Here is a 25,780-nt window from a genome sequence, read left to right on the forward strand (position 1 = left end):
CAAGCCGTGGTGAACCAGGAGCCGGTCGCGATCGTCGGGATGGGCGTCTTCCTCCCCGGCGCGTCCACTGTGGACGAGTACTGGCAGAACATCGTTTCCGGGACCGACGCGATCACCGAGATCCCGCCGCACCGCTGGGATCCGAGTTTTCACGCTCGTGACGGCCGCACGCCCGACCGCACCTATGGGCGACGCGGTGGGTTCGTCGCGGACAACCTCGACTTCGACGCGACGTCGCTCGGTATGGCGCCCAGTTCCCTCGCCGGGATGGAGCCCGATCAGCTGGTCGCGCTGGCCGTCGCCGCTTCCGCCGTCGACGACGCCGGTGGCCTGCGGCGGCTGGGCGACCTCGAACGCGTGGGCGTGATCCTCGGCAGGGGTGGCTACCTCTCGCCCGGCCTGCAGCGGTTCGACCAGCGGGTACGGTCGGTCCGGCAGATCACCGGCGCGGTGCGGGAACTCCTCCCGTCGACGAGTCCGGAGATGCTCGACAGGCTCCGGAACGCGCTGCTGGAACCACTCGGCGAGTTCCGTCCCGACACCGCGATCGGGCTGGTGCCGAACCTCGCCGCGTCGCGGGTGGCGAACAGGCTGGACTTCGGCGGCCCCGCGTACACGGTGGACGCCGCCTGCGCCTCGTCGCTGCTGGCCGTGGACCAGGCGATCGGCGAACTCGCCCGGCGCCGGTGCGATGTCGTGCTGGCCGGCGGGGTGCACCACTGCCACGACGACACGCTCTGGTCGATGTTCACCCAGCTCGGCGCGTTGTCCCCGAGTCAGCGGATCAGCCCGTTCTCCCGCGATGCGGACGGCCTGCTGATCGGTGAGGGCACCGCGATCGTCGTGCTGAAACGGTTCTACGACGCGCGCCGCGACGGCGACCGGGTCTACGCGGTGCTGCGTGGTTCCGGCACGTCGAGCGACGGCAAGGGCGCGAGCCTGCTCAGCCCGGCCGTCGCGGGCCAGATCCTGGCGTTGCGCCGGGCCTGGGCGTCGGCGGGTCTCGATCCCGCCGCGCCCGGCGCGCTCGGCCTGCTGGAGGCGCACGGTACCGCGACCCCGGCCGGGGACGCGGCCGAACTGGCCACCCTCGCCGAGGTGTTCGGCCCGCCGGAAGGACCCCGCGCCGCGATCGGGGCGGTCAAGGCGATGATCGGGCACACCATGCCGACCGCCGGGGCCGCCGGGCTGGTCAAGGCCGCGCTCGCGCTGCACCACGCGGTCCTGCCGCCGACCCTGAACTGTGCCGATCCGAGTCCGCTGCTGGACAAGACCCGGTTCCGGACCTTGACCATGGCCGAACGGTGGTTCGCCGGTGACGTGCCACGCCGGGCGGCGGTCAACGCCTTCGGTTTCGGCGGCGTCAACGCGCACGTGGTGCTGGAGGAGGCCGACCCGGCGCCCGCGCGGCCGCGCCGGGCGAAGGTGACCGAGGAACCCGAGCGGGTTCTGCTGCTCGCGGCGTCCACTCCGGACGAGTTGCGCGTCCTGCTCGACCGGCCGGATCCGCGATCCGGAGGCGAGGGCCCTTGCCGCGTCGGGATCGTCGGTCCCACCGAAAAGCGGCTGGAAGTCGCTCGGAGGGTGCTCGCGAAGGTCGCGGCCGGGGGCAAGTCCTGGCACGGGCCCAACGACATCTGGTGCACCACGGCACCGTTGCTGGAACAGGACGGCGCGAAGACCGTGTTCGTCTACCCGGGTCTCGAGGCCGACGCGGAACCACGGTGCGCCGACGTCGCCCGGCATTTCGGCCTGGAGCGACCGGAGTGGTCGACGACGAGCGTGCTGGCACGCGCGTCGAGTGTGTCGCAGGTGGGGCTGTTACTGGACACCGCGTTGCGGCGGCTCGCCATCAGCCCGGACGCGCTCGCCGGGCACAGCGTCGGCGAGTGGACCGCGATGCAGGCCGCCGGGATGTACCCAGGTCGGTCCACAAAGGACATGTTGAGCCGGTACTGGCCGCAGGGTTTCACCCTGCCCGACGCGGAATTCCTGGTACTCGGCTGTTCCGCGGACCGGGCGGCCGCCCTGCTCGGCGCCGAGCCGGAACTGATGATCTCGCACGAGAACGCGCCGCGGCAGACGATCGTTTGCGGCGATCCGGCGGCCGCTGCCCGGCTCGCCAAACTGTGCACGCAGCACGGCGTCGTGGCCAGGACGCTGCCGTTCCGCTCGGGGTTCCACACCCCGCTGATGCGGTCCCGGCTCGGACCGTTCACCCGCCTCGCGGCGGAACTGGACCTGAAAGCGCCGCGGGTCCCGGTCTGGTCGGCGACCACCGCGCGGCCCTATCCCACGGATCCGGTGGAGGTTCGCGAGCTGTACCTGGCCCATCTGGTGCGCAAGGTGCGGTTCCGTGAGCTCGTCGACGGGCTCTATGCCGACGGCGCCCGCGTCTTCGTGCAGGCGGGCGCCGGTCAGGTCGGCTCGTTCGTGTCGGACACGCTGGGAGACCGCACGCATCTGGTCGTCGCGGCGTCGTCCGGCACCCGGCCAGGTCTCGCCCAGCTGCGCCGGGTCGCCACCGCGGTCTGGGTGGAGGGTGGGCGGCCGGCGTTCGACGCGCTGGAGCCGCGCCGGACCCGGATCGACACCGCGGGCACGCTGCTCTCGGTCGCCGACGACGTCAAGGGCATGTTCGAAGGCGCCGGTGAGATGCCCGAGCTGACCGACGGCGTTCCGGAGGCGATCGTCGCGGAGTTCACCGCGCTGCTCGCCGAGACCAGGCAGGCGGCGGTCAGCGTCGTCAACGCGGCGAAGCGCCGGGAAGAGCAGGGCACCGTACAGTCCACTGTGGACGTCTCGGTGGCCACGATGCCGTATCTGGTGGACCACCGGTTCTTCCGTCAGCGCGACGGATGGCCGGAAGAGGCGGATTTCCGTCCCACCGTTCCCGCGACGACGCTGGTCGACATGGCTTGCCGGGCGGCCGAACGGGCCTGGCCGGGAACGATCGCGGCCGGCGTGAGCAACGCGGCGTTCTCACGGTGGCTGATCGCCGCCCCGGCGCGGCACGTGCCGATGTCGATGACGCGCGAGGGCGACCGGATCAGCGTCCAAATCGGACCGTACGCCAGTATGGACATCCACCTCGCGGAGCGGTATCCCACGGCGCCCCGACCGTCTCCCTTGCCGGGTCCGGAAACCGCGCCTCCGCTGAGCGCCGCCGAGATCTATTCGCGCCGCGAAATGTTCCACGGTCCCTCTTACCAAGGGCTCGCCCGGCTGATCGGGCTCGGGGAACGGCATATCCGCGGCGACCTCGTCGTGCCGTCGGCGCCCGGTGCGCTGCTGGACAACGTCGGCCAGCTGCTGGGCTGCTGGCTGATGGCCACCAAGGCGGACGCGCTGCTGGCGTTCCCGACGTCGATGGGCCGGATCACCTGGTACGGACCCGAACCGGCGCCCGGCACCTCGCTGCGGTGCGTGGTCCGGGTGCGGCTGCCGAGGCCGGAGGTGCTGGAGATGGACGCCGAACTGGTGTCCGGCGGCACCGTGCTGGCGCGGATCGAGCAGTGGCGGGACATCCGTTTCCCGTGTGACCGGCCTGCGCACCGGGTCTACGCCTTCCCGGACCGGCACCGGCTTTCCGAGGATCACCACGGTGCCTGGACGCTCGTGACCGATCGGTGGCCGAGCCCGGCCGCCCGCGACATCTACGCCGGCATCTACCTCGGTGCGGAGGAACGCGCCGAGTTCGCCGCCTGCGCGCCCCGACGGCAGCGTGGCTGGCTGCTGGAACGGATCGCGATCAAGGACGCCGTCCGCGCGCGGCTCGCCGAGGACGGTGTCGAAGGGGTTTACCCGGCGGAGATCCGCGTGAGCGCGGACGGGACCACGGTGACCGGACAGCACGGCAGGACGTTGCCGGAGTTCACCGTGGCCGTCGCGCTCGCGAAGTCCGGTGATCTCGCGGTCGCCCTCGTGCGGGAAGCGTCGGAGCCACCGCCCCGGATCGCGGTCCGTGCCGAGGGCGAGCTGACCGGGCTGGGCGAGGAGATCGGCACCGGGGTGGAGTTCGCTGGGATACCGGGGCACGTGGTGGCCTGGAACCGCGGGTAAGAACAGGAGCAGAGCATGACGATCGAACAGCAGAGCCCGGTTTCCGTCTTCGGCACCGTGGCCGAATTGCTGAAGGAACTGGTCGGGGACACCGACGTCCTCGGCATCGAGATCACCCCGGAGACCACCTTCCACGAGGATCTCCAGCTGGAGAGCATCGACCTGGTGACGTTCGCGAGCATCCTCGCCGAGTTCTTCGGCGCGGACGTCAACCTCGCGGAGTTCCTGGCGGAGAAGGATCTCGACGACGTGATCGGACTGCGGGTCGGCGACATCGCGGACTACGTGGCCGCCCGCCTCGGCGAACGGGGCTGACGCGGTGCCGACGATGACCGTCAACGGTCTGCGCACGAACGTGCACCTCGTCCCCGGCGGGGGCACGGAGACCGTGGTGTTCCTGCACGGCATGGGCACCGACAGCCTGGCGAGCTTCTACCTGACGCTGGCCCCGCCGGTCGCCGCCGCCGGGGTGGACGTGGTCAGCTACGACCTGCGTGGCCACGGCAAGACCGAACGCCCCGAGCGCGGGTACACGATCGCGGACTTCATCGCCGACCTCGACGATCTGCTGTCCCAGCTCGACCTCGATCGGCCGGTTCACCTGGTGGGCAACAGTTTCGGCGGCACACTGGCCTACAGCTACGCCGTGGCGAAACCGGAGCGGGTGCGCAGCATCGTGTGCATCGAGTCGGAACCCGCGACCGAGCTCTGGGCGGGAAAGATGGCGCAGATCCTCGAGCACACCGTGCGGTTTCTCAAGGTCGAGGAGAGTTTCGACTGGATCGAGGCCAACTACAGCGCCCATCACCGGCGGCTGGCCAGGATGGCGGCCGAGCGGATCATGTCCACGACGATGGCCGAGGAGGTCCCGCTCGGCCCGTTGCTGACCCTGGACCAGGTGGCGGCGATCGACTGCCCGGTACTGTCCATTTTGGGCAGTCACGGTTATCAGGCCGACGATCTCACCGCGCTGACCTCCTTGTTGCCTCGCGGTGAGTTGCACGTGTTCGAGGGCCAGGGGCATTCGGTGCTCGTCGAGCAGCACCGGGAGGTGCGAGAGCTGCTGCTGAACTGGATCGCCCGGCACGGGAGGCCGCGCGGATGAGCCGGTTCCTGCTGGTCGTCCCGCCACTGACCGGGCATGTGGCGCCGCTGCGCGCGGTGGCGGCCGAACTCCTGCGCCGCGGCCACGACGTCGCCTGGTGCGGTCCGGAACCCACGACGTCCGAGCTGAGCCGGGCGGGCCGGGTGTACGCGGCCGGGGACGCACTGGAGTTCGCCGTCGAACGTCGTCCCGAGGGCCTGCGTGGTTTCGCGGCGCTGAAGTTCCTGTGGGAGCAGTACCTGGTCCCGCTCGCCGACGCGATGGTCCCCGGCGTCGAGAAGGCGGTGGCCGATTTCCGGCCCGACATCGTGATCGCCGATCAGCAGGCCTTCGCGGGCGCCCTGGTGGCGAGCCGCCGGGCCGTGCCGTGGGTGACCTCGGCGTCGACGTCGACCGAACTCGGCGATCCGCTGCGTGCCCTGCCGAAGGTCGCCGCCTGGGTCGACGGGTTGCAGGACGGCCTCCGGACGCGGCACCGGGTGTCGTGCGGTGACCTGCGCTTTTCGCCGCACCTCGTGCTCGCGTTCACCACCGTGACGCTGACGGGCCCGATCGCCGAGGCGGACACGGTCCGCTTCGTCGGCCCGGCGCTGGCTCCCGCGCCTCCGGTGGGCTTCTCGTGGGACCGGCTCGACGGCCGCCCGCTCGTCCTCGCCACCCTCGGCACCGCCAACGCCGCCCTCGGCCGCCGCTTCCTGTCCGAATGCGTCGACGCCCTCGCCGCGATGCCCGAGGTCCAAGGCCTGGTCGTCGATCCCACCGGTGAGCTGTTCAGCGACGAAGTGCTGCTGGCCAAGCGGATCCCGCAGGCGGAGGTGGTGCGGAAGGCGGCGGCGGTGATCTGCCACGGCGGGCACAACACCGTCAGCGAAAGCCTCGCGTCGGGGCTGCCGCTGGTGATCGCGCCGATCCGGGACGACCAGTCGATGCTGGCCCAGCAGGTCGAGGCCGTCGGGGCGGGATTGCGCCTGCGCTTCGACCGCGTGAAGGCGCCGGACATCCGACGCACGATCGACGAAGTGCTGACCGAGCCCGCCTACGCCGCGGCGGCCGCGCGGGTGCGGGCTTCGTTCGCGGCGGCCGGGGGAGTGGTGGCCGCGGTGGACCACCTGGAGTCGGTGCTTTAGGCGCTTTCGGTGCCGCTTCGGTGCGAGGTGGTCGTGAGCCCCGTACCAGCGACGCGACGGTTGAGGGGGAGGGCTAACGCTTTTCGCCGCCAGTCCAGGCCCACGCCGTGAAGGCCTCCTTCCCTACCTTGAGAGTAGGGTCCCGGCAAAGTCGAGGTAGAGCTTGATCAACGGAAGATCGGGGACACTCGACGTCCCTGATCTTCCGTTGATCAAGGGCGAGCCGAGGTAGGGCAGGCCTGATTCTGGATGCCGCAGGGCTACAGGTGCGGTTTCGGAGGAATGGTGTGAGTGGCGATTCGGGTGAGGGCCACTGGTGTCTTAGGTACCTGCCATCGGGCGACACGCGTGATCCGACGGAGGGCACGCGTGAGTGAACGGAGAACACGCGTGTCCAGCCGGACGACACCCGACGAAACCTGCCGCTCCCGCGTGTCATCCACCCAGTCACACGTGTCCTCCGTCTGATCACACGCGCCATCCATCCAGCCACGCGAAACCGTGCAAGATGCCCAAATCGGGCATTTCTGTCTCGAAAGTGTCCCTTATGGACAGTCCGGACCCGGGTGAGGCCCCTTGTGTGGGCCCGCTCCCGCCGTGTCCACCACGACGCGTTCGTCTTGTCCCGCTATAGAGGTGCAGCCGACCAGCACTTATGCGACTTTGCCGGGGCCCTGCCTTGAGAGTAGGGAAGGAGGCCTTCACGGACTTCCTCACCTGAAGCCTGCGGTGACCCACTGGACCGACGACGTCACCGTGGCGGGGTCTCCCGAGGCGACCGGAAGGTCCGCGCCGCGATCCAGCCGCCCGCCAGTGCCGCCACCGCCGCGATCCCGAGTGACACCGGGATCGACCAGCCCGACGGCCGTCCCAGCGCGAGCGCCCTCGTCGCGTCGATCGCGTAGGTCAGCGGGTTGATCGCCGAGACCACGCGCAGCCAGGTGGGCATGGTGTCGAGCGGCATGTAGGCGCTGGAGGAGAACATCAGCGGGAACATCACCACGAACGACGCCATCTGCAGGGTTTCGGCTTTGCGCAGCCAGGTCGTGATGGCGACGAAGATCCAGCTCAGGCACCAGCCGACCACCAGGGTGAGCAGAAGTGCCGCGGTGATCCCGAAAACGCCGCCGGTGGGCCGGAAACCGAGCAGCACCACGCTCGCGAGCGCGGTCACGAGCAACTGCACCGCGAGCCGGGCCGAATCGGAGATCGTACGGGCCACCAGTACCGAAGACAGGCTGATGGGCATGCAGCGAAGACGTCCGGTGAAGCCGCTGTAGATCTCCGCGAGGAGGCCCGCCCCCGAACTCATCGCCGTGGTCATCGCGATGTTCACCAGCGTGGCAGGGACCAAGAAATTCACGTAGCCCTGATAAGCGGCGACGCCGGGCAGCGTGCTGACGCCGTTGAAGACCTGGCTGAACAGCAGAAGCAGCACGATCGGTTGCAGCAGACCGAAGAACACCAGTCGCCGGTCGCCGAACGCGGTCCTCAGCGAGCGTCCGGCGAGGACGCGGACCTGCGTGGCGAAGGTGCTGGGCGGCCAGGTGGCCGGATCGCTCAGGATCAGGGGCGAGGACGCGCGGTGCCGTGCCTCGGTCATGACGGGACCGCCGGATTCCGGTGCAGGGAAAGGTAGACGTCGTCGAGTGTCGGTTCGGCGACGGTGAGGTCCTTCATCGGCGCCCCCGCCGCGTCGAGCGCGCGGACCAGCACGGTGATGTCGGCGGGCCCGGACAGGGCGACGCTCACGACCAGCCCGGACGCGGACGGCGTGCAGCGCATGCCGAGTCGGTGCAGCGCGGACAGTGCCCGGCGGGCGGCGAGATCGGTGCCGAAGGTCAGGGTCGCGGTCCGGTCGCCGAGGCGGGCCTTGAGCTCCGACGGCCGACCGGAAACCGTGACATGGCCCAGTCCCAGCACGACGACGTGATCGGCCAACCGGTCGGCCTCCTCGAGATACTGCGTGGTGAGGACGACGGTGGTGCCCCTGGCGGCGAGGCGTTCGACGCCGTCCCAAAGACCCGCCCGGCTGACCGGGTCGAGGCCGGTGGTCGGTTCGTCGAGGAAGAGGACGTCGGGGGAGCCGACGAGTCCCGCGGCCAGATCGAGCCGGCGGCGCATCCCGCCCGAGTACGTCCGCGCGGGACGGTCGGCGGCGTCGTCGAGGCCGAACATGGCGAGCAGTTCCGCTGCCCGCGCCCTGGCTTGACGCCGGTTCGCGCCCAGCAGCCTGGCGACGAGTTCGAGGTTGCCGCGACCGGACAGCGCGTCGTCGACGGCGGCGAACTGGCCGGTGACGCCGATCCGCCGCCGGACGTGATGCCCGGCGCGGACGACGTCGAAACCGCACACCTTGGCGCTGCCGCCACTCGGCTGGACCCGGGTGCTGAGGATGTCGATCAGCGTCGTCTTCCCGGCGCCGTTGTGGCCGAGCACGGCGAGTACGGTGCCCCGGCCGACGCGAAGACTGACCCCGGCGAGGGCCGTCACCTCACCGTACTGCTTGGCGAGGCCGGTCACCTCGATGGCAGCCTGCTCCATCGCCACTCCCTGGGATCACGTCCGCCGAACCTACCGAGATATCCGACGCGGCCGCAATGAACCGGCGCGGACTCCGGACGCGCGTGACAATTCCGGTCGCCGTGCCTCGCCGCCGCATCACAAGAATTCACCCGTGACAGTTCTCGGCTTCCGTTTGAGTACCCGGGTGACAAAAACAGGATCCGGCGGGTCGCGATGCCAGTCTATTCCGGGCTCGACCTGACGGGGGTGACAAAGAAAGGGTTCCGCATACGGGTTTCTTGCCGGTGACGGAACTCACAGGTAATTTACCGCTTCCGTGACGCGGCTGTTTCAGTCGTGTCACGCAATTTCTCCGATTCCCGGGAGTGACCGTTGTGAAGTTCCCACTGAAGTCGAAAAGATCCGTGCAAGTCTTGGCCGCCGGTACGGTGGCCGCCGTCGCGGCCACCCTGGGCGTCGTCGGCGCGGGCTTGAGCGAGGCGGCGCCCGCGTCGCTGACGCTGAAGTACACCTGCCCGTTCCCGTTGATCGGCGACCAGACCCTGGTCGTGAAGATCGACACCGTCCTGCCGGACGACGCCGTGGCCGGGAAGACGTCCACTCCGATCACCTTCGACGTCGACGTCACCGTTCCGGCGGACGCGACCGCGGGACTCGCGCTCGTCGGTGCCACCACCGTCGAGGGCAGCGCCAAGGCCGCCGCGGTGCTGAAGTATCCGGTCGACAAGACGCTGAACCTCGGCCTGCCGCTGACCATCCCGGTCACGCCGGTGCCCGAATCCGGCGATTTCCACGTCAAGACGAGCGGTAAGGCACCCGCGGTCACGTTCCCCAGCCCTGGCACCGCTTCGGTGACGGTGGGGAACTTCAGTACCACCATGACCCCGAAGAACGCGCAGGGCCAGCCCACCGACCTCGGCACGTTCACCTCCGACTGCGTCGTCCAGCCGGGACAGAACCAGCAGCTCGGGACGTTCGAGATCAAGCCCGCCGGCGGTGGCACGACGACGCCGACCACACCGACGACGCCCACCACCGAGCCGACGCCGACGACTCAGCCGACTCCCACGACGGAGCCGACTCCGACCACGGAGCCCACGCCGACTTCGACCACCCAGCCAACGCCGACGACGGAACCGACTCCCACGACGCAGCCGACCCCGACGACCGAGCCGACGCCGACTTCGACGACGCAGCCGACGCCGACTACTCAGCCGACTTCGACGACGGAGCCGACCCCCACCACGCAACCGACTCCGACCACGGAGCCCACTCCGACAACCCAACCGACGCCGACCACGCAGCCGACGCCGACCACGGAGCCCACTCCGACTTCGACGACGCAGCCGACGCCGACGACCCAGCCGACCTCGACGACGGAGCCGACCCCCACCACGCAGCCGACCCCGACGACTCAGCCCACGAGCCCGACCACCGTGCCGACCACGACACAGCCGCCGGGTGACACGCAGATCATCTACGGGGTCAAGGGCAAGACGACCATCGCGGGCCTGAACGCCAAGCTGCCGCTGGGTCCCGGTGAGTTCACCGCGAAGCTGAACGCCCAGTCGGGCAAGTTCACCGGGCAGCTGTCGCTGCCGCCTTCCTCGGTGCAGTTCCGCTTCCTCGGCTTCTTCCCGGCCTCGGCGACGGTGAAGATCAACCAGGTCGGCGACCTGACGGGCACCGTCACCGCGGGCGCGGTCAAGGCCGCCGTGAAGGCCGACGTCAAGCTGCTCACGGTGCGGCTGTTCGGCTTCCCGATCATGGCGAGTTCGGCGTGCAAGACGGCCCACCCCGCCGACATCCCGTTGGTTTCCGCGCACGGCTTCAACCCGATGAAGGGCGGCAAGCTGACGGCGGAATACAAGCTGCCGCTGTTCCGCGGCTGCGGTCTGCTCTCCCCGATGATCAGCGCCATGGTTTCGGGGGACGGGAACAGCCTGGAGGTGAACCTCACCAAGAAGTGAGCTCACCGGTCTCGTGAGTGGTAATGCCGGTTGGAACCGTCATTACCACTCACGAACCCAAAGCCAAAACAGTTACCCCCTTCACAAAAACCGCCCCCTTTTCCGGACGCCGCCAGCCATTGCTTGTTTCGCTGATCTTCCGCCAGTAGCGTGCTGCACAAGTTGGCCGTTCGGCCGGAATAACAGAAGTGAGGAAGCCCGAATGTCAGTGCTGACCGGGCGCGTCCTGCGCGCCTTCCTGCTCCCGGCGGTGCTGGGGCTGGGGGCGCTTTCACTGGCTTCCGCCTCCGCGGACCCCGCGCGGACACAACAGGCAGGACCCGAACAGCCTCCGTCCGCCGCGCAGGCCGGGCTGAAGTTCGGTTTCTACGTCGGCGACGAGCAGCAGCCCACGACGAGCCACGTCGCGAAACTCGGTTCGGACATCACGTTCCCGCAGGGCCGGTTCGACGGCGCGCTGCTCGGCCTGTCCGGCAAGGTCCCGATCACGGGCAAGCTCGCGATCCCGGTGACGTCGAGCTATTTCGTCTCCTTCCGGTTCATGCCCGCCACCGGCACGGTCGAACTCGTCCCGGACGGCGACGCCACCGGCACCGTCGAGGTGCGGACCGGCGCCACGACCAACTGCAAGGCCGTCGGCACGAACCTGTGCGGGGATTCCGACGTCACGTCGAAGGTGTTCATCAAACTGTCCGACGTAAAAGTGGACGGCAGGGTCCTCGACGTCGGCCCGAACTGCCGGACGGCGCAGTCCGCCGTGGTGAACATCAAGGCACTCATGCCGCTCGGGTTTCCCGCCCCGCCGGTCAAGGCCACCAGCACCTTCGCCACCCCGGCGTTCACCGGCTGTGGCGTGCGCGAGGACCTGAGCCCGCTGCTCACCGGTCTCGTGTCCGGGCCGGGCAACACGCTGGTGACCAATCTCCGGCTGCGCTGCGTCGGGTCCGGGCCGCCCCCCAACGGATGCGGAGCCTGACGATGACCAATCCCGTCACCCTTCTCGCCCGCGCCCCGGAGAAGGCCGCCGCCGCGCTGCGCGAATTCGGCCGCATGTGCGCCATGGGGCTCGACGTCGTCCTCGCCATGTTCCGCCGTCCCGTACAGGTGCGCGAGTTCATCCAGCAGTTCTGGTTCATCGCCAGTGTGTCGATCACGCCGGCGATCCTCGTGTCGATCCCGTTCGGCGCGGTCATCTCGCTGCAGCTCGGCTCGCTCACCAGCCAGATCGGCGCGCAGCAGTTCAACGGCGCCGCGAGTGTCCTGGCCGTGGTGCAGCAGGCCAGCCCGATCGTGACGACGCTGATCATCGCCGGTGCCGGCGGTTCGGCGATCTGCGCGGATCTCGGCGCCCGCTCCATCCGCGAGGAGATCGACGCGATGGAGGTGCTCGGCGTCTCGCCGATCCATCGGCTCATCGTCCCCCGGGTGCAGGCCGCGATCGGGGTTTCGGTACTGCTCAACGGTTTGGTCAGTGTCGTCGGCGTGCTTGGCGGCTACTTCTTCAACGTCATCGTGCAGGGTGGGACGCCGGGGGCGTACCTCGCCAGCTTCAACGCGCTGGCCCAGCTGCCCGACCTCGTCATCAGCTCGATCAAGGCGTTCATCTTCGGCTTCCTCGCCGGTGTCGTCGCGGCTTACCGGGGGCTGAACCCCAGAGGCGGCCCCAAAGGCGTCGGCGACGTCGTCAACCAGTCGGTGGTGATCACGTTCCTGCTCCTGTTCTTCGTCAACACCGTCCTGACCGCGCTGTACCTGCAGCTCGTCCCCGCGAAGGGAACCTGATCCCGTGACCAGCGTCCCCGAACGGGCCCGCGAAGCGTTCAAACGCCCCGGCAACAGTCTTTTCGAGCTGGGCGACCAGCTGCTGTTCTACATCCGCGCGCTCGCGGCGATCCCGATGGCCGTCACCCGCTACTTCCGCGAAGTGGTGCGCCTGCTCGCCGAGGTGACCTTCGGCAGCGGGGCGCTGGCGGTGATCGGGGGCACCGTCGGCGTGATGGTCGGCCTGTGCGTGTTCACCGGGATCACGGTGGGGCTGCAGGGTTTCAGCGCGCTCAACCAGATCAACATCTCCGCGATGACCGGCTTCCTCACCGCGTACTTCAACACCAGGGAGATCGCGCCGCTGTCGGCGGGGCTCGCGTTGTCCGCGACGGTCGGCGCCGGGTTCACCGCGCAACTGGGCGCCATGAGGATCTCCGAAGAGATCGACGCGCTCGAAGTGATGGCCGTGCGCAGCATGCCGTATCTCGTCACCACGCGGATCGTGGCCGGGTTCATCGCGATCATCCCGCTCTACGTGATCGGCCTGCTGATCTCCTACCTCGGTTCGCGGGTGACGACGGTCGTCTTCTTCGGACAGTCCGGTGGGACCTACGATCACTACTTTTCCCTGTTCTTGCCGCCTGAAGACGTCCTGTGGTCGTTCGGCAAGGTCCTGGTGTTCAGCGTCGGCGTCATCCTCACGCACTGCTTCTACGGCTATCGCGCCGCGGGCGGGCCGGCCGGGGTCGGGGTCGCCGTCGGCCGCGCGGTGCGGACGTCGATCGTCCTGATCAGCGTGCTGGACCTGTTCCTCAGCCTGGCGATCTGGGGCGCGACCACGACGGTGAAGGTGTCCGGATGAGCACGCGGGCACGGACGCAGTTCGCCGGGGTGATCTTCCTCGTCATCCTGGTATTGCTCGGCTGGCTGGCCGTCGCCATCTTCAACAAGGACTTCGACCGCGCGGAACTTGTCACGCTCAAGACCGATCGGGTCGGCAACCAGCTTGCCCCTCCGGCCGAGGTCAAGGTCCGCGGTGTGCCGTTCGGCGAGGTCCGGGCGGTCCGGGGCAGTGCGGACGGCGCGGAGATCGACCTCGCCATCGACCCGGCGAAGATCGATCAGCTGCCGAGGAACGTTTCGGCCCGCCTGCTGCCGAAGACGGTGTTCGGCGAGCGCTACGTCAACCTCGTCCTGCCCGATCGGCCCGCGGGCGGCTCGCTGCGGGACGGCGACGTCATCACCCAGGACCACTCGGCCAACGCGATCGAACTGGAACGGGTGCTCGGCGATCTGCTGCCCCTGTTGCGCGCGGTGCAGCCGCAGAAGCTCAACAGCTCGCTCGGCGCCATCTCGCTCGCGCTCGACAATCGCGGGAAGTCGTTGGGGGACAGCGTCGTCCAGCTCAACGACCTCCTCGGCCAGGTGAACCCGCTGATGCCGCGGTTCAAGGCCGACGTCAGCCGTGCCGCAGACGTGGCCGACCTCTACACCGGGGCCGCGCCGGACATCCTCAAGGCGCTCTCGGATCTCTCCACGACAGCGAAGACCATTGTGGACACTCGCGCGGACCTCGACAAGCTGTACGCGAGCGTCACCGCCGCGAGCGGCGATCTGAACAAGTTCCTGGTGCAGAACAAGGAGAACATCGTCGGCGTCAGCGTGAAGAGCAGGCCGACACTGGAACTGCTCTCGCGGTACTCGCCCGAGTTCCCCTGTCTGTTCGACGCGGTGAACAGGCTCAAGCCGGTGATGGAGAAGGCCTTGGGCAAGGGAACCGGCGAGCCGGGGTTGCATGTGACGCTGTCCGTCCACGAGCCGAGGGACAAGTACGTGCCGGGCCGGGACGATCCGCGGTTCGACCAGAAGGGCGGGCCGCGGTGTTACGGCGGCGGTGGATCTTCGGCGGCGGCGTCGTTCGCCGCCGATGGGGACCTCGGCCCGGCCAATTCGAAGGGGGAGCGAGGGCTGGTCGCCGAGATTCTGGCGCCGTCGCTCGGGATGAAGCCGGCCGAGGTCCCGGACTGGAGCAGCGTGCTCGTGGGCCCGGCGTTGCGCGGAACGGAGGTGACCGTCCGATGAGGAGTGTCGCGGGACCGGCGATCAAGGGCCTGATCTTCTTCGTGATCACCGCGGTGGCGACCGGCATCCTGGCCGTCACCATCGCGAACTCCAGTGTCGGCACGACGGTCGGCTACACGGCCAGGTTCACGGACGCGACGTCGGTCAACCCCGGCGACGAGGTCCGGATGTCCGGGGTCCGCATCGGCCAGGTGGAATCCGTCGGCGTGGTCGAACGTCGCCTGGCGGACGTGCGGTTCTCGATCGAGAGCAAACGCCGCCTCAGCGCGGGCGCCACGGTCACCATCCGGTACCGCAACCTCGTCGGCCAGCGGTACATCGCGATCGACCCCGGCCCCGACGGCCCGCCCGTGCTCGAACAAGGGGCGCTGATCCCGCCGGAGCGGACGCGTCCGGCGCTGGACCTGACGGCGTTGTTCAACGGGTTCAAACCGCTGTTCCAGGCGTTGTCACCGAACGACGTGAACCAGTTGTCGTTCGAGATCGTCCAGGTACTGCAGGGCGAGGGGAGCACCATCGACAGCCTGATCGAGCACACCGGGTCGCTCACGAAAACCTTGGCGGGCAAGGACGAGGTGATCGGCCAGGTGGTCGGGAACCTCAACACCGTGCTCGACACGCTCAACTCACAGGGCGACCAGTTCGACAAACTCGTCGACGTCACCGCCCAGCTGGTCTCCGGGCTCGCCGCGGACGCGAAACCCATCGGGCAGGCGATCGGCGGGCTCGGGGAACTCACCACGGCCACCGCGGGCCTGCTCCAGGACGGCCGCGCGCCCCTGAAGGCGAGTATCACCACCCTCGGTGACCTGTCGAAGAACCTGGCCGACAACACCCCGGTGTTCGAGCAGTTCCTGGCGAACCTCCCGAAGAAGCTGGACCGCATGGGCGCGATGGTCTCCTACGGGTCGTGGTTCAACTTCTACCTGTGCTCGGTCAAATCCGACGCGCGGCCCGCCCCCGGCGGCCCGCCGGTCGGCATCCCGCTGACCCAAGGACGGTGCCGGTGAAAGCACCGAGGATCAAACCCTTCCGCAGCCGCAACCCGATCATCGTCGGTGCCATCACGGCGTTGCTGATGGCCGTGGCCGGATCGGCGACCTTCTTCTCCGACGACCTCCCGCTGGTCGGCGGTGGCACCACGTACGCGGCGGAGTTCACCGAAGCCGCCGGGCTCAAACGCAACGACGAGGTCCGGGTGGCCGGCGTGAAGGTCGGCGAGGTCTCCGACGTCCTCCTCGAAGGCGGGCGCGTCAAGGTGCTGTTCCGGGTCAAGGACACCTGGATCGGCAACCGCACCACCGCCGCGATCAAGATCAAGACTTTGCTGGGGCAGAAGAACCTGGTCATCGACCCCGTCGGCAACGCGGACCTCGATCCGAACGAACCGATCCCGGTGCAGCGCACCAGTTCGCCCTACGACGTCACCACGGTGTTCAACGATCTCGCGAACACCGTCGGCGCGATCGACACCGACCAGCTGGCGAAAGCGTTCGGGACGCTGTCGGAAACACTCGGTGCCTCCACACCTCAGGACGTCCGGACGGCCTTCGACGGCATCACCGCGCTGTCCAAGACGCTCGCCTCCCGCGACGAGGAACTGGTGAAGCTGTTCCAGAACACGAACAAGGTGTCCCAGACCCTCGGCGGCCGTACACAGCAGATCGAGGCGCTGATCCGCGACGGCAACACCCTGCTCACGGAACTGAACGCGCGCAAGGACGCGATCGCGAAGCTGTTCAGCGGGGTGAAGAACCTGTCGGTGCAGCTCAAGGGGCTCGTCGCGGACAACCAGAAGACACTCGGGCCCGCGCTCGACCAGCTCGATCGCGTCGCCACCGTGCTGCAGCGCAACCAGGACAAGCTCAGTGAAAGCCTGCGGCTGGCCGGGCCGTTCTACCGGCTGCTCGGCAACGCGGTCGGCAACGGCCGCTGGATCGACACCTACATCTGCGGGCTGGTCCCGACCGGCGGTACACCGGGCAGCTGCATGCCTTCGAGGAACGGGGGACGCTGATGGGGCGCCACTTCACGCTGGCCGATCTCGGGGGACAGGCCCGTCGGCGGGCCTGGCTGCGGCGGCTCGCGCTCGCCGTCGTCGCCGGGTTGCTCGTGACGGCGGCCTGGCCGCTGCTGACCCGCCAGGCCGACCGCGTCCTGACCGGATACTTCACCGCGACGGTCGGGGTGTACCCGAACTCCGAGGTGCGGGTGCTCGGGGTCGCGATCGGTTCGGTGACCAAGGTCGAGCCGAAGGGGACGAACGTCGAGGTGACCATGTCCGTCCGGCCGGACGTCAAACTGCCCGCCGACGTCGGCGCCGTCGTGATCACGCCGAGCCTGGTCGCCGACCGGTACGTGCAGCTCACCCCGGTGTACGTGGGCGGGCCGGAGCTGGGTGCCGACGCCAAGATCCCCCGCGAACGCACCGTGACCCCGGTCGAGGTCGACGAACTCCTCGGCAGCCTCAACCAGCTGATGACCGCGCTGGGGCCGAAGGGCGCCAACAAGGACGGCGCGGTCAGCGACGTCCTGACCCACGCCGCCGCCTACCTCGACGGCAACGGCGGCAAACTCGGCGAGGCGATCAAGAACCTCGGTGAATTCGCCCGTACGGCGAGTGATTCGAAGAAGGATCTGTTCGACTCCGTCGACAACATCAGCAAGTTCACCGCGATGCTCGCTTCCAACGACGGGCAGGTGAAACAGGCGATCCAGCAGATCTCCTCGATCAGCAAGATCCTCGCCGATCAGCGGGACCAGTTCTCCGGAGCGATGACCGAACTCACCGAGGCGCTCAGCGTCGTCCAGGGTTTCATCAGGGACAACCGCGGCAAGGTCAAGTCCGATGTGGACAAACTGGCCGAGATCACCAAGGTGCTCAGCCAGCAGAAGGCTTCGCTGGGCGAGGCACTCGACGCCGCTCCGAACGCGCTGGCGAACGTGCTCGGCGCGTACAACCAGGGCGCCGGAACACTCGACGGGCGAGGAAACCTCACCGAATTCTCGGGGGCGAAATGAAGTCCCGGTTCAAAGGCCTCGCCGTGGTAGCCGTCACGTTGGCCGCCACCGGCTGCAGCAGCGGTGTCGACGTCTATGACATCCCGCTGCCGGGTGGCGCCGCGCTCGGCGAGCACCCGATCCACGTCACGGCGAGTTTCACCAACGTGCTGGATCTCGTTCCCCAATCCGGCGTGAAGGTGAACGACGTCCCGGTCGGCCAGGTGCGGACGGTCGAGCTGGCACCCGACGGGCGCAGCGCGGTGGTCGGGCTGCTGCTCAGCGGCGACGTCAACCTGCCTGCCAACGCCGTCGCGCGGCTGCGGCAGGCGAGCATCCTCGGCGAGAAGTTCGTCGAGCTCGCGCCGCCGGACGACGGGACCCCGAGCGGGCGGCTGACCGACGGCGCGGTCATCCCGCTGGCGCGTTCGTCGCTGACCCCGGAGATCGAGGAGGTCTTCGGCGCGCTTTCCTTGCTGCTCAATGGTGGAGGCGTCGCGCAGGTACAGAACATCACCCGCGAACTCAACGACGCGCTCGGCGGCAAGGAGAGCGCGGCCCGCAGCCTGTTGTCCAATTTGGACACATTCGTGCGCGGTCTCGACGAGCACAAGGCGGAGATCACCCGCGCCATCGAGAGCGTCAACAAGCTCGCGGCGACGCTGAACTCGAACACCGAGGAGATCAAGGCGACGCTGAACGGGCTCACCCCCGGCATCGAGGTGCTGAACCAGCAGCGCCAGGCGCTGGTCGGGATGCTGAAGTCGCTGGACGGGCTCACCTCGGTCGCGGTCGACACGGTGAACCGCAGCAAGGACGACCTCGTCGCGGATCTCAAGGCACTCGAACCGATGCTGCGGAAGCTGGCCGACTCGGGGGACAAACTGCCGAAGGCGATGGAGATGATCTTCACCTTCCCGTTCCCCGATGCCGCGCTCGACGCACTCCGCGGTGACTACCTGAACACGTTCCTGACCTTCAAGAACAGTGGTGGCCGCTGATGCTGACCAGGTTCGTCCGTGCCCAGCTGGTGGTCTTCGTGGTCATCGCAGTCCTCGGTGTCGCCTATGTCGGCGCGACATACGCGGGACTGGACAAGCTGGTGCTCGACCGCGGCTACACCGTCAAAGCGCGGTTCGCCACCGGCGGTGGCATCTTCAACAACGCCGAGGTCACCTACCGGGGCGTGCCGATCGGCCGGGTCGGCGAACTGCGGCTGACCGCCTCCGGGATGGAGGTGGAACTCGACATCGAGCCGGGTGGCCCGGACGTGCCCGCGGACACCGAAGCGGTGGTCGCCAACCGATCCGCCGTCGGCGAACAGTACGTCGACCTCCGGCCTCGTCGTGGTGACGGCGCCACGTTGCGGGACGGGTCGGTGATCTCCGAGGCGGATACGAAGATCCCGCTGCCGGTGGACGTGGTTCTGTCCAGTGTGGACTCGTTCGCCAATTCGGTGCCGCAGCCCGCACTGCGGACCGTGGTCGACGAGCTGTACAAGGCGACTTCCGACGCCGGGCCGGCGCTGGATCAGCTCGTCGGGCGGGGTATCGAGTTCGTCCAGGAGGCGAGCGCCCACGTCGGCCCGCTGACCAGGTTCGTGACCGACGCGCAGACCGTGCTCGACACGCAGGTGTCGCAGGCGGACGCGATCCGCTCGTTCGGCGCGAACGCGAAACTGCTCGCCGAGACGCTGAAGAGTTCCGACGGGGACCTGCGACGGCTGATCCCGGCCGTCCCGGCGGCCGCGAACGAGGTCAGCACGCTGCTGCGGGAGACCGGCCCGAGCCTCGGCGTCCTGCTGGCGAATCTGCTGACCACCGCGGACGTGCTGGAAGCACGGCAGGACGGCATCGAGCAGTTGCTGGTCACCGCGCCGAAAGCGGTCGCGGCCGGACACGCGATCATGGGGCCTGACGGTGCGCACGTCGGCCTGTCGCTGACCTTTTTCGACCCGCCGCCGTGCGTGACCGGCTACAACACCGGCTACCGCGACGGACTCGACACTTCGACCCGTCCTTTGAACACCGCCGCGCGCTGTGCCTTGCCGAAGGGCAATCCGACGAACGTGCGTGGTTCGCAGAACGTGCCGGGAAGGTGAAGCCCATGACCAGATTCGCCGCCCTTCTCGCCGTGGTCGCCACGGCACTCGCCGTCTGGTTCGGTTACTCCTGGTGGGACGCGAGCCGGGACGACGGCGTCGCGCGGGCCACGGTCCGCGAGGACGCGTTGCAGGCGGGCAGGCAGGCGGTCGCCGCATTGACCACTTTGGACTATCGGCAGGCCGACCAGGGATATCAGAACTGGCTGAGCCTCTCCGGCGGCGCGCTGCACGATGAGCTGGCGCGGGACCGGGAAGGCGGGCTGGCTCGGATCGGCCAGGCGAAAACCGTCACCACCGGCAGGGTCGTCGACGCCGCGGTGACCGAAGTGGACAGTGGCGGCGGGACCGCCGAGGTGATCGCGTCGGTCGAACTCGAGGTCCGGCCCGACGGCGGTGAAGCCGTGACCAAGCACAACCGGTTCCGCGCCGGCCTGAACCGGACGCCGGACGGGTGGCGCGTCACGTCGCTCGGCCAGGTGCCGGTGACCGACACCGGAAAGCCCTGACGGAGGACGCGATGTCGACGAAACGAACCGTCAAACCGGCACGGCGCACGGTGAAGGTGGCCGGGAAGATGGGCGGGAGTGCCCGGACGAGCGTCATCGAGGCTCCCGAGCCAGAACGTGCCGATGAGGTGCTTGAGCCTGATTCCGTCGATTCGGCCGCCGAGGCGTCCGAAGAGGTGGTCGCGCCTGTGCGGCGTCGTCGTCTTCCGGTGGTGTTCGGCGCGGTCGCGCTGGTGATGGCGGGCCTCGCGGGGTGGTTCGCGATCGAGGCGCGGGACGCCACCGCGGTGCTGACCCACAACACCGCGCTGACCGACGTCGCCACGACCGCCGAGGTGAGCGACCAGGTCGGCAAGGCACTCGGCACGGTCTTTTCCTACCGCTACGACGATCCGGCCAAAAGCGAACAGGCCGCGAAAGAGGTGCTGACCGGCCCGGCACTCGGGCAGTACGACCAGTTGTTCGCCCAGGTCCGGAACCTGGCCGTGACGCAGAAACTGGTCGTGACTTCGACTCCGGTGGTCTCGGGTGTCAAGGTGCTCGACGGCGACCGGGCGTCGCTGCTGGTGTTCCTCGACCAGACCGGCGTGCGGGGCGACGGGCAGCGGAGCACCGGTGCGGCCCAGCTGAGCGTCACCGCGGAACGCTCCGACGGCAAGTGGCGAGTGACCGCCCTCGCCGCCGCTTGACCCTCATTCCCTCACGCATTTAGTCCTCTAAATGCGGTGGGGCTCAGGTCGGATGGCTCGCCGGAAGCCTCAAGCCAGGAAGTCCGTGAAGGCCTCCTTCCCTACTTTCAGGGTCAGGGTCCCGGCAAAGTCGAGGTAGAGCTTAATCAACGGAAGATCGGGGACACTCAATGTCCCTGATCTTCCGTTGATCAAGGGTGAGCCGAGGTAGGGCGGGCCTGATTTTGGATGCCGCGGGGCTATAGGTGTGGTTTCGGGGGAATGGTGTGAGTGGCGGTTCGGGTGAGGGCTACTTGTGTCTTAGGTACCTGCCATCGGGCGACACGCGTGATCCGGCGGAGGCCACGCGTGAGTGAACGGAGAGCACGCGACGAAACCTGCCGCTCCGGCGTGTCATCCATCCAGTCACACGTGTCCTCCGTCGGATCACACGCGCCATCCATCCAGCCACGCGAAACCGTGCAAGATGCCCAAATCGGGCATTTTTGTCTCGGAAAGTGTCCCTTATGGACAGTCCGGACCCGGGTGAGGCACCTTTGCGTGGGCCCGCTCCCGCCGTGTCCACCACGACGCGTTCGTCTTGTCCCGCTATAGAGGTGCAGCCGACCAGCAACTCTGCGACTTTGCCGCAACCCTGACTTTCAAGGTAGGGAAGGAGGCCTTCACGGACACGCCACCTTGGTTGGCGCTTGATAGGTCGCGAAGTGTCGCTCACCGCCCGCGTTTAGTCCTCTAAACGCGGTGGGGCTCAGGTGGGGATCGCTCGCAGGGCGAGGATCATCTCGAAGCGCCGTTCGGGGTCCTTCAGCCCGTCCGCGAACAGCGTCTCCAGCTCCTGCGCGCGTGACCGGACCGTCTGCGGATGGACCGCGAGCCGTTCCGCCACCTCGCGGACGTTCCCGCACGTCTCCAGCCACGCCAGCAAGGTCCCGGCCAGCCGGGTGTGCTGCTTCCCGGTCAACCCGGCCAGCGGCCCGAGCCGCTCCCGAACCAGCTCGGCGGCCAGGAAGGGTTCCTTGAGCAGCCACAATCGCGAAAGGTGGTCGACGCACCACGTCACGGGCTCGTCGGCGAGCACGCCGGACTCGACGAGCCGCAGTGCCTCTCGTGCGGCCCGCAGGGAGCGGGCGGCGAACGCCGGGGGGACGGCGGGGCCGATAGCGGCTCGCCATCCTGTCAGGGATTCGGCGAATTGTTCTCGTTCGTCTGGTTCCGGCGCAGGGAGCAGCAGGCAGGGCGAACTGCTCTCGAAGTCCGCCAGCGCGCTCGAAGCGGCCGCCGGAACTTCTTCCGACGGCTGGTCGAGGGCGACGGCGACGAGCAGCTCCGGCAACTGCCAGCGCGCGAGGTCGGCGGCGTGTTTGACGACGTCGGGTGGTGACGGCGGTTCGGCGAGCAAAAGCTCCATCAGCCGGTGGCGCCGACGCTCCAGCGCGCCGGCGGCCTTCTCGCGCGCCTCCGCGTGCCCCTCGACGGACAGCGCCGAGAGTTCGTCGATGTAGGCGAAGATGGCTTCCGCGAGCAGGCACAGCGTCGCCGAAGGTACGCCCGTACGCCGACCCGCTTCGGCCACCCGTCGCCAGGTCACCCTGGCCCCGACCCGGTACGCGGCCTGGAGGACGTCGACGTTGCGGCCCTGGTGGAACTCCTGGACGCCCAGGCTCAGGAACACGCTCCGGCGGTCTTCCGACGGCGCCTCCGGGTTCCCGATCCGCTCCAGGAACTGCAGGAACGCCATCTGGACGCCGGTCTTGAGCGCTTTCCCGAAAGCGCCGTCCAGCGGCCGCGCGTAGTCGGGGATGGTCCGCTGGATCTCGCGGACCACCTCCCCGGCCACGTCGGCGAGCACCGGACGGAACACCGTCGCCAGCTCTCTCGGCAGCAGGGCCCAGAGCTGGACCGGACGCCCGCTCGACCCACCCGGCCGAGCGGGCATGAGGAGCGGGCCGTACGTCGCCTCGACCCCGCTGCGACCATCCTGCGGTCGGGTCACCTCGTCACCTCGTTGTGAGTGGGAAACGCTGATCAGTCCTCGGCGAGCAAGGCCTCCGCGCGCAGGGCGATCTCCATGTCGAGCCGGTCGTCGGCGTTGTTCAACCGGTCGCCGAAGAGATCGATGAGCTGGTGCATGCGGTACCGCACGGTCTGGGGGTGGACCTTGAGTTTCTTCGCGATCTCGGGAGCGCTGCCCCGGGACTGCAACCAGATCAGCAACGTCTCCCCGAGCCGCGCCCGCTGCTTGGGCGTCAGGTCGTTGAACGGCGCGAGGCTGCGCGTGCAGAGCTCACGGACCAGGAACTCGTCGGCGAGCAGCCACAGGGTCGACAGGTGATCGCTGTACCAGGTGACCGGATTGTCCGGCAGTACCCCGCGCTGGACCAGCCGCAGGGTACGGCGGGCCCACAGCAGGGAACGCGGCGCTTCGGTGAGCCGCACGGCGGGTCCGATCACCGCCCGCCAGCCGGGAAGTCGTTCCGCGAGATCCTTCAGGTGTTTGTCGGGGTCGCCGGTGACCAGACAGGGCTTCGGGCCCTCGAAGTCGACCAGGACGTCGGCGTCCAGATCGGCGCTGTCGGAGTCGAGAGGACCGTTCCGGCGTTCGAGCGCGACGACCGTGACCTCGGGGGGCAGCGCCCACTGGGCGTTGGCGGCATGGGACGCGATCGACTGCGGTGAGGACGGCGGATCGGAGAGCATGAGTTCGAGCAGCCTGCGCCTGCGTCTGGCCCTGGTGCCGGCGGCCCGCTCCTGCGCGGCCGTGTAGCCCTCGATGGACAGGGCGGAAATTTCGTCCACGTAAGCGAAAATCGCTTCGGCCGCGGTGCAGAGGAGATCGGCGTCCGCTCCGATCGCCTGCCCGAATTCCGAAACGTGCCGCCAGGCGACGCGACCGCCGACGCGGTAGGCCGTCTGCAGGCAGTCGAGACTGCGGCCTTCCTTGAACTCGACCTTCCCGAGGTGACGGAAGACCGCCGACCACTTGTCGAGTGAGGCCGTCCCCTGACCGATGGTGTCGAGGCAGTGCAGGATGGCCTGCCGGATACCCTGTGTGATGGTCTGTCCGAACGCGCCTTCCAGTGGCTGCGCGTATTCGGGGACGGCTCGTTGTACCTCCTGGAGGATGGCTCGGGCCAAGGGGTCGGCGCGCGGCCGGAACCGCTCGCCCAGTTCCCTCGGCAGTGACGCCCACAGTCCATTCGCACCGGTGCTGCGCACAGGTCGGTTCTCCACAGGGGTTCTCGGTGCCGGCGTGAAGGCGCGCGGTCGTTGGACCGGACCCGGTGGCTGGCGGTGCGGGGTGGCGGGATGACGCACGTCGGGGTCAGGCCGTGCGGTCCGCAGATCGTGCCGCGAGAACCCGGTATCCAAGTCGGTCATGTTTTTATCCTTGTTAGCAACAAAATCAGCCTCTTCAACGGTGAAGCCGATCCAGATTTTGTGGCTCACGCAACATAAAATCCGGCCGTGACGAGTGTCAACGGCTGGCGGGGCCCGGATCGGCCACCTGGATGGACTACACCCGAACGGGTGGTCCGATCCGGCGGTGGGTGACATTTAGGCGCGCCTGAGATGGGGCCCAGGTGACAACTTTTCCGGGGCCTTCCGCGGGGTCGTCACGCGGTTTTCGACCCCGTTCGCCGCCTCGCTCGCCTGAACGAGGACCGCGACGACCTCTTCGAGGGTCAGCCGGGCGGGTTCCGTCTCGTCGAGGAAGCGTTCGATCTCCGCGCCGAACCGGGCCGGGTCGGCCACATGTGGAAAGTGTTTCGCATTTTCGAACACCGTCAAGCGGCTACCCGGCAGCAGTTCTGCCGTCTTTCGGCCGTGTTCGACCGGGATGAGCGGGTCGTGCGCGCCCCAGACAACCAGCGTCGGCACCTGCTCGGCGAGATAGAGCTTGTCGACGGCACTCGCGCGCTGGCCGCGGAGGTCGATCAGGCTGCGCGCGATGAAGAGGAACGCCCGCCGTCGTCCGGTGTCGGACAGTGACGAAAGATGCCGTGTCAGCTCCTTGGTCTCCGGTGCTAGTTTCCCGCCGAGCCTGCGGCAGCCGGCGGCGATTCCGCGGGCGATCGCGACGGTGGCCGGGTTGACGGCGGCGGAGAGGGTCGCCCTGGCGCCCGGCAGCGCCGTCGCGCGCAGCACCGCGGTCACCTGCGGGCCGAGTCCGGCGCTGCCCACGAGCACCAGCCGGGCGCACATCTCCGGGAACTGGTAGGCGAACTGCATCGCGATCCCGCCGCCGAGGGAGTGCCCGGCGATGGTCGCGCGACGATTCCCGGTGAGGGCGAGGACGTCACGGACCACGCTGGCCATCGCGCCGAGGCCGTAGTCGGCCCGGGGCGCCCCGGAATCGCCGTGGCCGGGAAGATCGGGGACGAGGACCCGGCGGCCGAATCCGGTCCGCTCGAAGTGGTCGAGCAACGGGACCCAGGTCTGTCCGCTCCCGGAGATCCCGTGCAGCAGCACGAGTGGCTCGCCTTCCTCGTCCGTTGTGGACGGCAGGTATTCCCGCAGCCGGATTTCCTGCCCGTGCAGGGTCAGTGTGCGCGCTTCGAGGGTCATGTCCCGCCTTTCCGTTGTCAGGCGTCAAAATAACGTGAGGAATGCCGGGTTCGTCAGCGTGTCGCTGGACACGTCCGCCTATTGCGTCCAGGGTGACAAGAATGTCGGCGTCGACCCCGAGTCGGATGCTAAAACCCGTCGACCGGAACATTTACGCATCGACATTTTCCGACCGCACCGGTATTCAGGAAAGCGTCCGTAAACACCCGTAACCACGGAGAAAAGCATGGATGCGACGATGCCCCGTGCCGGATCGGCGGCCGTTCACTGATGGCCTGC

The 25,780-nt window shown here is 68.5% G+C and carries 21 protein-coding genes; 16 read left to right on the top strand and 5 right to left on the bottom strand.

All coding sequences use genetic code 11. From position 1 onward, the window contains the following. Window positions 1–6: 6 nt before the first annotated feature. The 4 genes from ACZ7KI_RS21645 to ACZ7KI_RS21660 are packed head-to-tail and all read left to right on the top strand — an operon-like array spanning window position 7 to window position 6,294. Window positions 7–4,062: a beta-ketoacyl synthase N-terminal-like domain-containing protein gene (locus tag ACZ7KI_RS21645; RefSeq protein WP_470274906.1), complete on the top strand. Its 4,056-nt coding sequence runs from the start codon at window positions 7–9 to the stop codon at window positions 4,060–4,062. Window positions 4,063–4,077: 15 nt separating this feature from the next. Beyond that, entirely contained in the window at window positions 4,078–4,377 is a 300-nt protein-coding gene (locus tag ACZ7KI_RS21650; protein WP_465506946.1) for a phosphopantetheine-binding protein, read from the top strand. A 4-nt stretch (window positions 4,378–4,381) separates the two neighbouring features. Beyond that, window positions 4,382–5,167 (top strand): alpha/beta fold hydrolase, encoded by a 786-nt coding sequence (locus ACZ7KI_RS21655; protein WP_470274907.1) that lies wholly within the window; start codon window positions 4,382–4,384, stop codon window positions 5,165–5,167. Beyond that, entirely contained in the window at window positions 5,164–6,294 is a 1,131-nt protein-coding gene (locus tag ACZ7KI_RS21660; protein WP_470274908.1) for a glycosyltransferase, read from the top strand. The genes ACZ7KI_RS21655 and ACZ7KI_RS21660 overlap by 4 nt, the downstream gene beginning before the upstream one ends. A gap of 751 nt (window positions 6,295–7,045) precedes the next feature. Here the strand turns inward: ACZ7KI_RS21660 and ACZ7KI_RS21665 are convergent. Together ACZ7KI_RS21665 and ACZ7KI_RS21670 are read right to left on the bottom strand one after the other, a co-directional pair. Then, on the bottom strand, window positions 7,046–7,897 hold the full coding sequence (locus ACZ7KI_RS21665) for an ABC transporter permease (RefSeq protein WP_470274909.1): 852 nt from the start codon (window positions 7,895–7,897) through the stop codon (window positions 7,046–7,048). Next, window positions 7,894–8,838, bottom strand: a complete 945-nt coding sequence (locus ACZ7KI_RS21670) for an ATP-binding cassette domain-containing protein (protein WP_470274910.1) — start codon at window positions 8,836–8,838, stop codon at window positions 7,894–7,896. The genes ACZ7KI_RS21665 and ACZ7KI_RS21670 overlap by 4 nt, the downstream gene beginning before the upstream one ends. A gap of 356 nt (window positions 8,839–9,194) precedes the next feature. Between ACZ7KI_RS21670 and ACZ7KI_RS21675 the strand changes: the two genes are divergently transcribed. The 12 genes from ACZ7KI_RS21675 (at window position 9,195) to ACZ7KI_RS21730 (ending at window position 20,935) form a co-directional block, all read left to right on the top strand. Beyond that, window positions 9,195–10,790 (top strand): DUF6801 domain-containing protein, encoded by a 1,596-nt coding sequence (locus tag ACZ7KI_RS21675; protein ID WP_470274911.1) that lies wholly within the window; start codon window positions 9,195–9,197, stop codon window positions 10,788–10,790. 202 nt (window positions 10,791–10,992) lie between these two features. Continuing rightward, window positions 10,993–11,766: a hypothetical protein gene (locus ACZ7KI_RS21680; RefSeq protein ID WP_470274912.1), complete on the top strand. Its 774-nt coding sequence runs from the start codon at window positions 10,993–10,995 to the stop codon at window positions 11,764–11,766. Window positions 11,767–11,768: 2 nt separating this feature from the next. Beyond that, a complete protein-coding gene (locus ACZ7KI_RS21685) occupies window positions 11,769–12,572 on the top strand; it encodes an MlaE family ABC transporter permease (RefSeq protein ID WP_470274913.1) in 804 nt (267 codons plus the stop codon). 4 nt (window positions 12,573–12,576) lie between these two features. Next, window positions 12,577–13,416: an MlaE family ABC transporter permease gene (locus ACZ7KI_RS21690; protein ID WP_007033208.1), complete on the top strand. Its 840-nt coding sequence runs from the start codon at window positions 12,577–12,579 to the stop codon at window positions 13,414–13,416. Then, window positions 13,413–14,636 (top strand): MCE family protein, encoded by a 1,224-nt coding sequence (locus tag ACZ7KI_RS21695; protein ID WP_470274914.1) that lies wholly within the window; start codon window positions 13,413–13,415, stop codon window positions 14,634–14,636. The genes ACZ7KI_RS21690 and ACZ7KI_RS21695 overlap by 4 nt, the downstream gene beginning before the upstream one ends. Continuing rightward, the gene (locus ACZ7KI_RS21700) at window positions 14,633–15,646 is read left to right on the top strand and encodes an MCE family protein (protein WP_470274915.1); all 1,014 of its coding nucleotides are present in this window, start codon (window positions 14,633–14,635) and stop codon (window positions 15,644–15,646) included. Before ACZ7KI_RS21695 ends, ACZ7KI_RS21700 begins: the two co-directional genes overlap by 4 nt. Continuing rightward, window positions 15,643–16,653: an MCE family protein gene (locus ACZ7KI_RS21705; protein ID WP_470274916.1), complete on the top strand. Its 1,011-nt coding sequence runs from the start codon at window positions 15,643–15,645 to the stop codon at window positions 16,651–16,653. Before ACZ7KI_RS21700 ends, ACZ7KI_RS21705 begins: the two co-directional genes overlap by 4 nt. Beyond that, a complete protein-coding gene (locus ACZ7KI_RS21710) occupies window positions 16,653–17,657 on the top strand; it encodes an MCE family protein (protein WP_470274917.1) in 1,005 nt (334 codons plus the stop codon). Before ACZ7KI_RS21705 ends, ACZ7KI_RS21710 begins: the two co-directional genes overlap by 1 nt. Beyond that, window positions 17,654–18,637 carry an MCE family protein gene (locus ACZ7KI_RS21715; protein ID WP_470274918.1) on the top strand — a complete coding sequence of 328 codons (984 nt, stop codon included), beginning with the start codon at window positions 17,654–17,656 and terminating at the stop codon, window positions 18,635–18,637. Before ACZ7KI_RS21710 ends, ACZ7KI_RS21715 begins: the two co-directional genes overlap by 4 nt. After that, window positions 18,637–19,737: an MCE family protein gene (locus tag ACZ7KI_RS21720; RefSeq protein WP_470274919.1), complete on the top strand. Its 1,101-nt coding sequence runs from the start codon at window positions 18,637–18,639 to the stop codon at window positions 19,735–19,737. The genes ACZ7KI_RS21715 and ACZ7KI_RS21720 overlap by 1 nt, the downstream gene beginning before the upstream one ends. A gap of 5 nt (window positions 19,738–19,742) precedes the next feature. Further along, complete coding sequence (locus ACZ7KI_RS21725; protein WP_470274920.1) at window positions 19,743–20,246, top strand: hypothetical protein; 504 nt, start codon at window positions 19,743–19,745, stop codon at window positions 20,244–20,246. A gap of 11 nt (window positions 20,247–20,257) precedes the next feature. Continuing rightward, window positions 20,258–20,935, top strand: coding sequence for a hypothetical protein (locus tag ACZ7KI_RS21730; RefSeq protein WP_470274921.1), 678 nt, complete (start codon window positions 20,258–20,260; stop codon window positions 20,933–20,935). Window positions 20,936–21,683: 748 nt separating this feature from the next. On the opposite strand, the gene ACZ7KI_RS21735 is transcribed toward ACZ7KI_RS21730, so the two are convergent. The 3 genes from ACZ7KI_RS21735 to ACZ7KI_RS21745 all read right to left on the bottom strand — a co-directional run bounded on the left by ACZ7KI_RS21735 (window position 21,684) and on the right by ACZ7KI_RS21745 (window position 25,501). Beyond that, complete coding sequence (locus tag ACZ7KI_RS21735) at window positions 21,684–22,928, bottom strand: PucR family transcriptional regulator (protein ID WP_470274922.1); 1,245 nt, start codon at window positions 22,926–22,928, stop codon at window positions 21,684–21,686. Between the two features lie 32 nt (window positions 22,929–22,960). Then, complete coding sequence (locus ACZ7KI_RS21740; protein ID WP_470274963.1) at window positions 22,961–24,151, bottom strand: PucR-like N-terminal domain-containing protein; 1,191 nt, start codon at window positions 24,149–24,151, stop codon at window positions 22,961–22,963. Between the two features lie 339 nt (window positions 24,152–24,490). Further along, window positions 24,491–25,501, bottom strand: coding sequence for an alpha/beta fold hydrolase (locus tag ACZ7KI_RS21745; protein WP_470274923.1), 1,011 nt, complete (start codon window positions 25,499–25,501; stop codon window positions 24,491–24,493). Between the last annotated feature and the right edge of the window lie 279 nt (window positions 25,502–25,780).

The sequence above is a fragment of the Amycolatopsis sp. NPDC039088 genome, from assembly GCF_055598845.1.

Coding starts and splice junctions, on each gene's coding strand:
- ACZ7KI_RS21650 (WP_465506946.1), top strand. CDS start 4,078: ATGACGATCGAACAGCAGAGCCCGGTTTCCGTCTTCGGCACCGTGGCC.
- ACZ7KI_RS21660 (WP_470274908.1), top strand. CDS start 5,164: ATGAGCCGGTTCCTGCTGGTCGTCCCGCCACTGACCGGGCATGTGGCG.
- ACZ7KI_RS21665 (WP_470274909.1), bottom strand. CDS start 7,897: ATGACCGAGGCACGGCACCGCGCGTCCTCGCCCCTGATCCTGAGCGAT.
- ACZ7KI_RS21670 (WP_470274910.1), bottom strand. CDS start 8,838: ATGGAGCAGGCTGCCATCGAGGTGACCGGCCTCGCCAAGCAGTACGGT.
- ACZ7KI_RS21680 (WP_470274912.1), top strand. CDS start 10,993: ATGTCAGTGCTGACCGGGCGCGTCCTGCGCGCCTTCCTGCTCCCGGCG.
- ACZ7KI_RS21685 (WP_470274913.1), top strand. CDS start 11,769: ATGACCAATCCCGTCACCCTTCTCGCCCGCGCCCCGGAGAAGGCCGCC.
- ACZ7KI_RS21695 (WP_470274914.1), top strand. CDS start 13,413: ATGAGCACGCGGGCACGGACGCAGTTCGCCGGGGTGATCTTCCTCGTC.
- ACZ7KI_RS21700 (WP_470274915.1), top strand. CDS start 14,633: ATGAGGAGTGTCGCGGGACCGGCGATCAAGGGCCTGATCTTCTTCGTG.
- ACZ7KI_RS21710 (WP_470274917.1), top strand. CDS start 16,653: ATGGGGCGCCACTTCACGCTGGCCGATCTCGGGGGACAGGCCCGTCGG.
- ACZ7KI_RS21715 (WP_470274918.1), top strand. CDS start 17,654: ATGAAGTCCCGGTTCAAAGGCCTCGCCGTGGTAGCCGTCACGTTGGCC.
- ACZ7KI_RS21720 (WP_470274919.1), top strand. CDS start 18,637: ATGCTGACCAGGTTCGTCCGTGCCCAGCTGGTGGTCTTCGTGGTCATC.
- ACZ7KI_RS21725 (WP_470274920.1), top strand. CDS start 19,743: ATGACCAGATTCGCCGCCCTTCTCGCCGTGGTCGCCACGGCACTCGCC.
- ACZ7KI_RS21730 (WP_470274921.1), top strand. CDS start 20,258: ATGTCGACGAAACGAACCGTCAAACCGGCACGGCGCACGGTGAAGGTG.
- ACZ7KI_RS21745 (WP_470274923.1), bottom strand. CDS start 25,501: ATGACCCTCGAAGCGCGCACACTGACCCTGCACGGGCAGGAAATCCGG.